The organism is Borrelia hispanica CRI, assembly GCF_000500065.1.
Lineage (GTDB): Bacteria > Spirochaetota > Spirochaetia > Borreliales > Borreliaceae > Borrelia > Borrelia hispanica.
Window position 1 is genome coordinate 164795 of sequence record NZ_AYOU01000163.1, and the last position, 12364, is coordinate 177158.

The following is a 12364-nucleotide window of genomic DNA, read 5'->3' on the forward strand; positions in this document are numbered from 1 at the left end:
TGTTAAGATATGGACAGAAGCGATTTCATTAGATTTGGAGATTTTTTAAGAAAAACTCGTATTGATAAGGGCTTTACTTTGGAGATGATAGCTGATGATATTAGGATTTCTATTAAATATCTTAGAGCACTTGAAGATTCTAATATTGAGTCATTTCCAAATGAAGTTTTGGCTGTGGGTTTTTTAAGGACTTATAGTGAATATTTGGGAGTTGATGTTTGGTATGTTTCTTCTCTCTTTAAAGAATATAAGAGAAGACTTAATAGTAATTATATTGGTATTAAGTCTGATGATCAGAATGGTAGTGTAACTTTTGTAAGTGAGAGTAAGCTTGGAAATAAATGTTTGGATGTAACTAATATAGGTTTTTCTAAGATAATTAAGATATTAGTGGGAGTGGTTGGGATTGTATTTTTAGTATTTGTAATTATAAATATTAGTGGTCTTAAACAAATTTTAGGAAGAATTTTTAAGGCAAATCATATTGGGAAAAGAGTGTCAGAGGTTCATGAAGTTTTATTTGATAAAGAAAATTTTTGGAATGTTGTGCTTGGAGAAGGTGATTTTTTATCCTTAGTTTTTGGAAATTCTATTGCAAAATATAGAGTCTCTTTTATGAACGATGATTTGGTTATTACAAATGATTTAGAAAATGAGCAATATGTTTTTAAGTTAGGCAAATTTCGAGAAGTGGATTTGAATGGTAATATAAGAGTTAAAATTGTATATGATAATTATTCTCAAGATAAGGTTAGAAAGGCTCATGTAAGTTTGGAATCTTTTATGCTTAATGTTGAATATGTTTTTGAGACCAATCTTTCTAATAGATTTAATGTTGTAAATTGGGGATTTGAAGTTAATGGTCCTAAAAATAGAGTGATTAGTGAATATCCTACAGTATATTCTTCTACAAATATTTCTGATATTAATTTGTCAATTAATTTTTTAAATGATACGTTTTTAAGATATGTTGATGAGAATAATCTTTATGGTAAGTCTTTGCTTTTATTGAAGGGAAGTAATCCTTTAAATTTAACTTTTAGAAAGTCTTTAATTTTGTTTTTTACAAGACTTTCTGATGTGAATATTGTTATTCAAGGTAAGGATGTTACTTCTGTTTTAAAAAGTTATGGAAGCGAAATGATAGGAATTCAATTTTTTTGGTTAAAAACACCAGGTGGTTTTGATCTTAAAGTTTCTGAAGTTTATTGATGAGTGAAATACAAAAATTTCTTTTTAGTTTAAATTTTCATCAAAAACAAATTGTCTTTGATGACACGAAGAACCCTATTCTTGTTTTGGCAGGGCCAGGTAGTGGCAAGACGAGGGTTATAACAGCTAAGTTTGCACATTTAATAAATGAAGGTAAAGTAAAACCAGAGGAAATTCTTGCTTTAACGTTTACAAATAAAGCAGCACGTGAAATGAATTTGAGATTGAATTCTCTTTTTAATTTTGATAGAGCTTTACATATTCAAACTTTTCATTCTTTTGGTGCTTGGCTTTTGCGACTTTACTTTAAAGAATATGATGAAAATTATGATTCAAATTTTACAATTTGGGATGTTAATGATGTTGTTAAATTTGTTAAACAAATTGGACTTGCATCAAATATTGAGTGTGCCAAGTATGTAACATCGTCAATATTGAAATATAAGGAAAATTATTCTTTACATAATAATTGTGGTCTTGATGAGAAAATTTATTCTGAGATTGAATTTTATGAACAGGAAAAATCTAAAAGTAATGCTTTTGATTTTGCTGATCTTATTCTTAAATCTGTTTTGATGTTACAAAATTGTGAAGATATTAAAATGAGGGTGCAAAAAAGATTTAAGGCTATTTTTGTAGATGAATATCAAGATACTAATTATTCACAGTTTTTGTTTTTAAGAGAACTTTATTATAAAGATGCATATTTTATGGTAGTAGGAGATGAGGATCAGTCTATATATTCTTTTAGAGGTGCTAGAGTTGAAAATATTCTTGAATTTGAAAAAACATTTGATAATGTGTCTAAATATTATTTGGTACAAAATTATCGTTCTAGTTTAAGTATTGTCAATGTTGCAAATAATATTATTTCAAAAAATCAAAATAGGTATGATAAAGTAATAGCTACAGAAAATGAGATAGGTAAAAAAATAAAAATTTTTATATTTCAAAATCCTACAGAAGAAGCTGAGTATTTTGCAAATTTTCTTATTGAAAATAAGCTTGAGACAGCTGTTCTTTATAGATTTAATCATCAATCTTTGCAATTTGAGAAAGCTTTCTTTAAAAATAATATTGCGCATAAAATATTAGGTTCAATTAGATTCTATGAAAGAGAAGAAATTAAAGATGTAATATCTTTATTAAGACTTTTTGTAAATAAAAAAGATAAAGTATCTTTTTTGAGAATAATAAATAAACCTGCAAGGGGTCTTGGTAAGACTACCATTGATAAGATAATTGCGACATTAAATGATACTGATGTTAATTTTGACTTAATGCTTGCAAGTAGAAAAGTTGTTAAAAATCTTAAAGGAAAAGCAAGAGATTCTCTTGATATGTTTTTAAGTTTATATGATGAATTAAAAGAAAATATACAAAAGGGTGTATATGTAAATTTATCTGAATTTATTAAAGATATTGCAATGGAATTTGGAATTTGGAATTATTATCAAAAATTTGATAAGGATGAGAAATCAAAAAATATTGATGAGCTTATTAGTAGTGGGGTTGAATATTCTGGTAGTTTTGAAGGTCTTGTGATATTTCTTGAAAATTCGTCTTTGTCTCCTTTAGTTCATGGAGATTTTTCATCTAGTGTGTTACTCTCTTCAATTCATGGAGTTAAAGGACTTGAGTTTGATAGGGTAATAATATCTGGTCTTGAGAAAGGTTTATTACCTGCTGAGATTGAAGAATTGACAGCTGAGAGATTAGAAGAAGAGAGGAGACTCTTTTATGTTGCTCTTACTAGGGCTAAAGTCGAACTTTTTATTACAATAAATTTGCAAAGATTTTTTAGAGGAATACTAAAAAATACAGCCATATCAGTTTTTTTTCAAGAAATTCATAAGGATAATTATGATGTTGTTTTTGTTCCAGAATATTTGAAAGATAATTTTAAGTTTTTTTTTACACGAAGTGATAATAAAAATTTTAATATTGGTGATTATATAATTTATAATGGTGAGAGTGGCGTTATTGTTGATAAGTGGTATCAAGATGGTGGACCGTTTCTTAAAATTAGTCTAAAAAATGGGAAAAAAGCTATTTTGAGTTCAAGCTATATTAAAAAACTTTCTAAAATGTAGAGGTGAAAATTGAAAAATATTCATTTAGAGAATAGTTTGAAATTAAGTTTATTAAAGTTAAGTGAAGATGAAAAACAGCAATTTGTTATGAAATTTGAAAAGATTGTTTGTATGTTAGATAAAATTTCTGAATTTGAAATTAAAGATGGCTTCCATAAAGCAGTATGTGATTTTTCTGACTTAAGATATGATGAGATTTCGCCTTCGTTGACAATAGAATCTATTAAGAATTTTAGTAATGTTTTTGTTGATGGTTATTTTTCATCACCTAAAGTACTTGAATAGGGAGTAATGATTTGGACTTAAGTGGTTTGAATTTAATAAAAATTAAAGAATTGATATTGACTCGGAAATATAAAATTTATGATCTTATCCTTTATTATAAGAAAGTTTATGAAGATAATAGAGATATTAATGGTTATGTTGAGTTTTTTGATGATGCATTGGAAATAGCCAAAGAATATGATGATCTTTTAAGTAAAGGTAAGGGACAAGATTTGCCTTTACTTGGAATTCCTATTGCCGTTAAGGATAATATTGCAATTAAAAATAAAGGTTTAACTTGTGCATCTGAAATTTTGCAAGGTTATATTTCTCCTTATGATGCAACTGTTATTAAGAGATTAAAAGAGAATGGGGCAATTATAATTGGAAGAACTAATATGGATGAGTTTGCAATGGGTTCTTCTTGTGAATTTTCTTATTATGGAGTTACTCTTAATCCTTTAAATAAAGAATACGTTGTGGGTGGTAGTTCTGGTGGTTCTGCAGCTGTTGTTGCTGGAGGTCAAGCCCCTTTTTCACTTGGAAGTGATACGGGTGGTTCTGTTAGACTTCCTGCTTCATTTTCAGGTGTAATTGGATTTAAGCCTTCCTATGGAGGATTGTCTCGCTATGGACTCTCATCTTATGCTTCATCTCTTGATCAAATAGGATTTTTTGCTAATTCTATTGATGACGTGGCTTTAATATTAAAATATACTTGTGGAATTGATACAATGGATTCTACTAGTATAGATATTATTCAAGAACCCTATCCATTATTAAATAAACCTTTAAAAGGTACTAAATTGGCTGTTATTAAAGAGTTTAGTGAGGACTTGATGGAAGAGGATATTTATTGTGAATTTTCTAAATTTAAGTCTGCTCTTTTAAGTAAGGGTGCTGAGATACATGAAATTTCAATAGAAGCAGTTAATTTTGTACTTTCTCTTTATTATTCAATATCTCCTGTTGAAGCTGCATCTAATCTTGCTCGTTATACTTGTCTTCATTATGGAAAAAGATTAAATGATAAATTGAGTCTTAATGATTTTTATTACAAGCATAGAAGTTCGTTTTTACAAGAAGAAGTTAAAAGGCGTATTGTACTTGGTAATTATTTATTATCAGAGGGATATGATTTGGAATATTATACTAAGGCTTGTAAAATTATAGAAAACGTGTTAATTCCAAAATTTGATGAAATTTTTAACAATTATTCGTATATTATAACTCCTACAAGTTTTTTGAAACCTTTTAAAATAGGTGAAAATTTTGATGATCCTTTGAAAATGTATTATTCTGATTTATGTACTGTTATTGCCAATCTTATTGGTTTTCCTGCACTCTCAATTCCATTTGCTAAAGATGATAAGGGATTACCTATTGGTATGCAAGTTATTGGTAGAATTAAGAGAGATTTTGAACTTTTAAATTTTTCGAAAAATATAATAGAGGAATTAGAATTAGATGGAATATAAATTGCTTATTGGATTAGAAGTCCACGTACAATTAGGATTAAAGACCAAAGCTTTTTGTGGATGTAAAAATGATTTTGGTGGAATTCCAAATTCTCGTGTTTGTCCAATATGTCTTGGACTTCCTGGGGCATTACCTAGCGTAAATAGGGAACTTATTAATGGTGCAATTTTGGCAGGGCATGCTACTAATTCTACAATTAGAAATGTTGTTAAATTCGATAGAAAGCATTATGCTTATCCTGATTTGCCCAAAGGATATCAAATATCTCAAAATGATGTGCCTATTTGTGAGAATGGGTTTATTTTTATTAAAACTAGTTTGGGTGTCAAAAGAATTAATATTGCAAGAATACATATGGAAGAGGATTCTGGAAAAAGTTTACATTTGCTTGTAAATGATAATCAAAGTTATATTGATTTTAATCGTGCAGGAGCACCATTGCTAGAAATTGTATCACAACCTGATATACGTAGTGGAGAAGAAGCTGTGGCTTATTTAAATGCTTTAAGAGAAATTTTTAGATATCTTGATTTGTCTGATTGTAGTATGGAAAATGGATCATTTCGTTGTGATGTTAATATTAACTTACTTATTAATGAGAATGATGTTAACTATAAAACCCCTATTTCTGAGATAAAAAATTTAAATTCTTTTAAGTCAGTAAAGTTAGCTATTGATTATGAAGAGTCAAAACAAAAAGAAGAATGGATTTTGTACAGAAAAACTTTTGAAAGTGTCGGGAAGTGTACAATGGGATTTGATGATAAGAGAGGTATTACAGTGCTTCAAAGAAGCAAAGAAACAATATCTGATTATCGTTATATCAAAGATCCAGATTTACCTTTAATTAAGCTTGAGAGTGATTATATTGAAAATATTAAATCTCATAGGATGGTGGAGTTACCTTTTGATGCAAGAATTAGGTTGCAAGAGCAGTATGGGCTTAGTGATTTTGATGTTGTAACTTTAACTTCAGATAAAAATTTGGTTAAGTATTTTGAAGAGGCAGCATTAACTTCAAGTGAACCTAAGAAAGTGGCTAATTGGATATTATCTGAAGTGTTAAGTGTGTTAAATGAAAGAGAAATAGGTATACTTGATTTTAATTTGCCACCATCATATATTAGTGAACTTGTTGAATTTATTCTTAATGGAAAAATAAGTGGAAAGATTTCTAAAGAAATATTTTTAGAAATGGTTGACAGAAATGTTTCTTCTATTACTATTATTAATGAAAAAAAATTAGAACAAATAAGCGATAAATCGTTTATTGAATCAATTGTGATTGAAGTTTTAAATGAAAATCCTAAATCAATTGAGCTTTACAAAAAAGGTAAAAGTCATGCTGTTAAATTTATGATGGGACAGATTATGCGCAAAACTTCTGGTAAGGTTAATCCTGTTCTTTCAAATGAAATTTTAATGAATAAATTGCAGGATGTGTAGTAAATCTTTATTAAGTTGTTTGCCCATAATTAAAAGAGCAAGATTTTTTTATCTTTATGATATTAGTGGTAATCGATATTTAGATTTATATTTAAATGAAGGTTTAAATTTTTTAGGGCATAGAGTTCAAGGATTAAATCTGCTCCTTAAGCAAACTTTTTCAAGAGGGCTTACAGCATCTTATCCATCTATATTTAAAAAGCAATTTGAAAATGTTTTTTTTTCTTACTTTAAAGAAGCAGGATTTGTGCGTGTTTTTAGGTTTGAAAGAGATGCTAGAGATTTTTTGTTGTCATTAACAGGTCAAAATTATTTTAGTAATCCTTGGGAAGCAAGACAGGGTATATATGAATTTAAGTTTGGATTTGATAATTTGAGATATCCTATGTTTATAAAGCTTCCAATGCCTGGATGTATGTCTATTAATATTGTTATAGTAGATAATTTGTCTAAAAAAATGGAATTTAGAGATTCTTTTGATGCTTTAACTTTAGCAGTTGCTAAGCATATGCTTGTTAAAATTTTATCTTATGAAAAAAGTTTGAAAATTAATTTTGATATTTTTTCTACTCCTATGTTTAAATTGATTAATAGGTATATGTTTCCTCGTTATAAATCTGAATATCATGGTGAGGTTTTTAAGGAATATTTAAGTAATGGGTATTTAATTAGTCCTGTTTTTGATTTTCCTTCACTTTTACCTTTGAAATTTTCTAAAGGAGATTTAGATGGTTTTCGAAAAATTTCTGTTAAGCTGCAAGACAAATTTGGATGTTAGTATTGACAGGTTAACTTACAAATAATACAATGGAAAGGTATAATTTTGTAGAATATCTAAGCGAGGACTTTATATTATTATGAATAAAGTAACTAATAATAAGACAATATGGATGAAACCAAGATATGTGAAGAAAAAATGGTATGTGATTGATGCTTCGGATAAAGTTCTTGGTAGAATTGCTACAGAAGCTGTTAAAATTCTGAGGGGCAAACATAAACCTTATTATACTCCTCACCAAGATTTAGGTGATAATGTTGTTATTATTAATGCTTCAAAGGTTAAGCTTACTGGTAAGAAATATTTTCAAAAAATTTATTATAGACATTCAAGATATCCCGGAGGTCTTTATTCTGATACTTATAGAACATTATCTGAGAGAAAGCCAACAGCTCCTCTTGAAATTGCTATTAAGGGCATGTTGCCAAAGGGTCCTTTGGGTCGTGAGCTTTTTAGAAATCTAAAGGTTTTTGCTGATGCTAATCATAAACTTGGATCTCAGAATCTTTATAAATTAGAAGCAAATTAAGAGAGGAAACATGGCGAAATCAGGTGTTAAGGGTATTAATTTAGGAATGGGTACAGGACGTAGAAAGTCTTCTGTTGCTAGAGTTTATATTAGAGAAGGTAAGGGTGACATTAAGATTAATCATAAGAATTTTGATGCTTATATGCAGCTTGAAAAGTTAAAAACAATAGCTTTGTCTCCATTAGCTTTAACACATACTCTTGGTAAATATGATATTTATATTAATGTTTATGGTGGAGGTATTTCAGGTCAGGCTGGTGCTATTAGACATGGTATTGCAAGGGCTCTTTTTGATCTTGATGAAGAGTATAAAATGGTTCTTAAATCCAATGGATTTTTAACAAGAGATTCACGAAAAGTTGAACGTAAGAAGTTTGGTAAAAAGAAAGCTAGGAAGAGCTTCCAATTTTCAAAAAGATAGATATTTATTTTTATATTATTTTGTTTGTATAAAAATAAGCCCTTTTAAGAGGGCTTTAATTATTTATTCTTATTTATTAATGGAATAAAATACGTCTTTTCCATGATATTCAGCAATACTGCCCAATTCTTCTTCTATTCTTAATAATTGATTGTATTTGGCAATTCTATCTGTTCTGGATAGAGAACCTGTTTTGATTTGTCCTGTTCCAAGTGCAACAACAAGATCAGCAATTGTTGTATCTTCTGTTTCTCCTGATCTATGTGATACTATTGCAGTGTAACCTGCCTTTTTTGCCATTTCTACAGCTTCAAAAGTTTCAGTTAATGTTCCAATTTGATTTACTTTAATTAAGATTGCATTTGCAACTTTCATTTCAATTCCTTTTTTTAGGAATGATGTATTTGTTACAAATAAATCATCTCCTACAAGTTGAATTTTATTTCCAATTTTATCTGTAAGTTTTTTCCATCCATCCCAGTCTTCTTCAGCCATTCCATCTTCAATTGATATAATAGGATATTTTTCTATCCATTTTGCCCAATATTCAACCATTTCTTGAGATGTTAATTCTTCTTTTGTTGACCATTTAAATACATATTTTTTTGTTTTTGGATCATATAATTCAGATGTTGCTGGATCAAGAGCAATTGCAATATCTGTTCCAGGTGTATATCCTGCACTTTGTATGGCTTCCATAATAACTTCACAAGCTTCTTCGTTTGATTTTAAATTTGGTGCAAATCCCCCTTCATCTCCCACAGATGTTGCATAACCTTTTTTGCTTAAAATACTCTTAAGTGTATGAAAAACTTCAGCAGACATTCTTATTGCATCACTAAATGTTTTTGCTCCAATTGGCATGATCATAAATTCTTGAAAATCAACAGAATTGTCAGAGTGAGCACCTCCGTTTATGATATTGCACATTGGTGTAGGTAAAATGTTGGCTTTATATGTACCAAGGTATTGATAAACTTTAAGTCCAAGGTGTTCAGCTGCTGCTCTTGCTGTAGCCATTGAGACTGCAAGAATAGCATTAGCCCCAAGTTTTGATTTGTTAGGAGTTCCATCAAGTTCAAGCATTTTTCTATCAATTTCAACTTGATTTAAAGCACTCATTCCTTCAAGTTCGGGAGAGATTATATTTATTATATTTTCAACTGCTTTAAGTACTCCTTTTCCCATATAAACGGATTTATCACCATCTCTTAATTCAACAGCTTCATTGATTCCTGTTGATGCACCTGATGGAACAGCTGCTCTACCTAGAGTACCATCTTCAAGTATTACGTCTGCTTCAACAGTTGGATTGCCTCTAGAATCAATTATTTGCCTAGCTTTTATTTCATAAATATGAAAGCCCATTTTTACACTCCTTGTTGGTTAATATTTATATATTTACTTTAGTATATGTTTTTAGTATAATAACAAATAAAATAAATGTGTAGTATTTTTATAAAAGAATTGTTTGGCAAGTTTTATAATTCAATTATGGAAAAAGCTTTGCGATGGTTATTTTGTTCTATATTTTTTTTCTGTCATGTTATTAATGTTTTAGCAACAAGTTATATAATTGAAAATTTTGATTTATCTTTAAATGAATTTTTAGAAGTTTCAACCAGAGAAAATAATTTATCACCTATTGTTGATTCTAAGAGAGTTATTATGTTTTATCCTCCCAATAAGGGTATTCGAAAGATTTTTGCTGCTTTTGAGTTTGATGATTATGCAAAAAAATATTTGTTTAAAAAAAATAAATATGGGCTTTTTTTCGTAAAAATTAATCTTCCTCATGGAATTGGTAGAATCAAATATAGGCTTATTGTGGATGGTATCTGGACAAATGATGAATATAATAAAAATGTAGTTTTTAATAAGGATCTAATTCCGTTTTCTATAATTGATATAGGTGTGGATTATGGTTATGTTTCTTTGAGAAATCCAATTGATTCGTCTGATGGTAGGGAAGTTGAACTTTTTTATATAGGACAACCTGGACATATTGTTACAATAGCTGGTAATTTTAATAATTTTAATCCATTTTTAAATAGATTGGTTGAGCAAGAATCACGTAAGGGTGTATATACTATTAAGCTTAAAGATCTTCCTAAGGGTAGGATTTATTATTATTTTGTAGATTCTGGAAATAAAGTTATAGATAAAAATAATGTAAATAGAATTAATTTGTATTCAGTTGAAAATGTTGAGAATAAGGTAGATTTTGAAGTCTCTTATTTTGATAACTAAATGTTTAAATTAAAATATGTTTTACTATTTTAGTTTTTATTAAGTAAATTATTCATCTCATCAAAAAGATATTTAGATACGAAATGATCTTTCTCTACTTCTTCAAGAGTTTCATTTTCTGTTGGTGAATATGTATTTCGTATATTAGTTAAAGATGGTTCATCCAGCTTAATAGTTTTATTTTTTATTTTTTCTGGATCAATTTCTGGAATAGATGCTATTAATGTTTTTGTGTATGGATGCTTAGGATTTGAAAATAAAAGTTCTCTAGGTGCAATTTCTAAAATTATACCCTGATACATTACGGCAATTTTATCGCTCATGTATTTTACTACTGCTAAGTCATGTGAAATGAAGAGATAAGATAGACTTAATTCTTTTTGTAAATCTTTAAGTAAGTTTAAAATTTGTGCTCTGATTGACACATCTAATGCAGATACAGCTTCATCTAATAATAAGAGTTTAGGATTCAGTGCTAGTGCTCTTGCTATACCTATTCTTTGTCTCTGTCCCCCTGAAAATTCATGTGGATATCTAGATAACATACTTTTTGAGAGACCAGTAATATCCATTAATTCATTTACCCTTTGTTCTATTTCTTGTTTTGTTCTTGGAAGAATTTTGTTTTCATTGTATATCACAAGTGGTTCTGCTATTATTTCTCTTATTGTCATTCTTGGATTTAGGGATGTATGTGGATCTTGAAATACCATTTGCATGTCTTTTTTTGTCTTTAAAAGTTCTTTTTTTGATAGTTTTGTTATGTCTCTACCATTAAAATATATTCTTCCAGATGTTGGTGTGTAGAGTTGCATTATTGTTCTTAATGTTGTTGATTTGCCACATCCAGATTCGCCAACAAGTCCTAGTGTTTTATTACGCTCAACTTCAAAACTAATGCCGTTTACAGCGTTTACTTTACGTTTATTTTTCCAAAACAAAAAGTTTTCTCCGCTTGTGAATGTTTGTACCAAATTTTCTACTTTAAGAATTATATCTTTTTCATTTGCCATTTAAATACCCTCGGTGTTATTTGTAATAGTTTCAATAGGATAATCTTTAATTGAATAAAGTTTTTCATTTGGATTTTTATCAAGAGTTAGTATTGATTTTAAAAGTCCAATTGTGTATGGATGTTTAGGATTTTTAAATATTTCTTGTACCGTTCCTTCTTCCACGAACTTTCCTTGGTACATTACAGAGACAGTATCGCATATTTCTGCTACTACTCCTAAATCATGTGTTATTAATATGGTGGAGGTATTAAATTTTCTAGAGAGATTTTTAATTAGTAATAGTATTTGTTCTTGAATTGTGACATCAAGAGCTGTTGTAGGTTCATCTGCAATTAATAATGATGGATGACAGCTTAATGCCATTGCAATCATCACTCTTTGTCTCATTCCTCCTGAGAATTGATGTGGATAGTGTTTTATTCTCTCTTCTGCGTTTATAACACCAACTGTTTTCAACATTTCTATTGCTTTTTGTTTTGCTTGCTTTTTATTTAATTTTTGGTGTAGCATAATTGTCTCTTCAATTTGTGTGGATATTTTTAGATATGGATTTAGAGACGTCATTGGATCTTGAAATATCATTGCTATTTTATTACCTCTTATGCTTTGAAGTTCTTTTTCTTTGAGTTTCAGTAAATCTTGATTTTCGAATATTATTTCTCCAGTTTTATATATCGTTGTAGATTCGGGTAATAGTTTTAATATTGCCATGCTTGTGACAGATTTTCCACTGCCAGATTCTCCGACAATAGCTCTAATTTCTCCTTTTTTCATTTTTAAATTTATGTTATTTACAGGATATATTGTTGTGTGTTTCAATTGAAATTCAATTGTTAAATTTTTGATTTCTAGCATATAGTTTTCGTTCATTTATAT

General features: G+C 28.8%; 12 protein-coding genes. 9 read left to right on the forward strand and 3 right to left on the reverse strand.

Features of this window, described 5'->3' with window-relative positions:
* Window positions 1-9 precede the first annotated feature (9 nt).
* The 8 genes from U880_RS0107715 (at window position 10) to rpsI (ending at window position 8222) form a co-directional block, all read left to right on the forward strand.
* Window positions 10-1212 carry a helix-turn-helix domain-containing protein gene (locus U880_RS0107715; RefSeq protein WP_024655460.1) on the forward strand — a complete coding sequence of 401 codons (1203 nt, stop codon included), beginning with the start codon at window positions 10-12 and terminating at the stop codon, window positions 1210-1212.
* Window positions 1212-3305, forward strand: a complete 2094-nt coding sequence (locus tag U880_RS0107720) for an ATP-dependent helicase (RefSeq protein ID WP_024655461.1) — start codon at window positions 1212-1214, stop codon at window positions 3303-3305. Before U880_RS0107715 ends, U880_RS0107720 begins: the two co-directional genes overlap by 1 nt.
* A gap of 9 nt (window positions 3306-3314) precedes the next feature.
* Window positions 3315-3590 carry an Asp-tRNA(Asn)/Glu-tRNA(Gln) amidotransferase subunit GatC gene (gene gatC, locus U880_RS0107725; protein ID WP_024655462.1) on the forward strand — a complete coding sequence of 92 codons (276 nt, stop codon included), beginning with the start codon at window positions 3315-3317 and terminating at the stop codon, window positions 3588-3590.
* Window positions 3591-3601: 11 nt separating this feature from the next.
* Window positions 3602-5047, forward strand: a complete 1446-nt coding sequence (gene gatA / locus U880_RS0107730) for an Asp-tRNA(Asn)/Glu-tRNA(Gln) amidotransferase subunit GatA (protein WP_024655463.1) — start codon at window positions 3602-3604, stop codon at window positions 5045-5047.
* Window positions 5037-6494 carry an Asp-tRNA(Asn)/Glu-tRNA(Gln) amidotransferase subunit GatB gene (gene gatB / locus U880_RS0107735; RefSeq protein ID WP_024655464.1) on the forward strand — a complete coding sequence of 486 codons (1458 nt, stop codon included), beginning with the start codon at window positions 5037-5039 and terminating at the stop codon, window positions 6492-6494. The genes gatA and gatB overlap by 11 nt, the downstream gene beginning before the upstream one ends.
* The gene (locus tag U880_RS0107740) at window positions 6487-7272 is read left to right on the forward strand and encodes a hypothetical protein (protein WP_024655465.1); all 786 of its coding nucleotides are present in this window, start codon (window positions 6487-6489) and stop codon (window positions 7270-7272) included. Before gatB ends, U880_RS0107740 begins: the two co-directional genes overlap by 8 nt.
* 79 nt (window positions 7273-7351) lie before the next feature.
* Window positions 7352-7801, forward strand: coding sequence for a 50S ribosomal protein L13 (rplM, locus tag U880_RS0107745; protein WP_024655466.1), 450 nt, complete (start codon window positions 7352-7354; stop codon window positions 7799-7801).
* A 10-nt stretch (window positions 7802-7811) separates the two neighbouring features.
* Window positions 7812-8222 carry a 30S ribosomal protein S9 gene (rpsI, locus tag U880_RS0107750; RefSeq protein ID WP_024655467.1) on the forward strand — a complete coding sequence of 137 codons (411 nt, stop codon included), beginning with the start codon at window positions 7812-7814 and terminating at the stop codon, window positions 8220-8222.
* Window positions 8223-8291: 69 nt separating this feature from the next.
* Here the strand turns inward: rpsI and eno are convergent, their stop codons facing one another.
* The gene (gene eno, locus U880_RS0107755) at window positions 8292-9590 is read right to left on the reverse strand and encodes a phosphopyruvate hydratase (protein ID WP_024655468.1); all 1299 of its coding nucleotides are present in this window, start codon (window positions 9588-9590) and stop codon (window positions 8292-8294) included.
* A 126-nt stretch (window positions 9591-9716) separates the two neighbouring features.
* Here eno and U880_RS0107760 point away from each other — a divergent pair, with 126 nt between their 5' ends.
* Complete coding sequence (locus U880_RS0107760; RefSeq protein ID WP_038359677.1) at window positions 9717-10472, forward strand: hypothetical protein; 756 nt, start codon at window positions 9717-9719, stop codon at window positions 10470-10472.
* A 29-nt stretch (window positions 10473-10501) separates the two neighbouring features.
* On the opposite strand, the gene U880_RS0107765 is transcribed toward U880_RS0107760, so the two are convergent.
* Complete coding sequence (locus U880_RS0107765; protein ID WP_024655470.1) at window positions 10502-11485, reverse strand: ABC transporter ATP-binding protein; 984 nt, start codon at window positions 11483-11485, stop codon at window positions 10502-10504.
* On the reverse strand, window positions 11486-12358 hold the full coding sequence (locus U880_RS0107770) for an ABC transporter ATP-binding protein (RefSeq protein WP_024655471.1): 873 nt from the start codon (window positions 12356-12358) through the stop codon (window positions 11486-11488). It lies immediately after the preceding gene.
* Window positions 12359-12364 lie beyond the last annotated feature (6 nt).